This is a genomic window from Peribacillus sp. SIMBA_075, from assembly GCF_046534585.1.
In genome coordinates this window covers 1-270 of sequence record NZ_JAWRYN010000665.1, presented here as the reverse complement: position 1 = coordinate 270, position 270 = coordinate 1, and the positions used below count along the sequence as shown (strand labels likewise).

The 270-nt window shown below is 30.7% G+C and carries 1 protein-coding gene; it reads left to right on the top strand.

Annotation, left to right across the window (positions count from 1 at the left end; all coding sequences use genetic code 11):
* Positions 1 to 270: hypothetical protein (locus tag SB775_RS29850; protein ID WP_410864859.1), on the top strand; the 270-nt coding region annotated here is incomplete at both ends.

Genomic DNA, 270 nt, shown 5'->3' with positions numbered 1-270 from the left:
CAGCGAAGTAGACGGAAATACTTATAAAAGTTTGCTAGCCATTGATAAAATTAAAGACAACGAAAAGGAGGTTAATGGAAATTTAGTATCAAAACTTTATGAGATACCAGAACATAAAGTAACTATTTCTATAATCTATTCTCGTGAAAAGTTGGGTACTTACAAAGGTAGTCGCCTTTTATATATATCTGGTAAAACATTCTTTGATATTGCTATTCATGGTGAAAGGCATATAGTTATAGATATTCCAATTTATAAAACTTGGGCTGC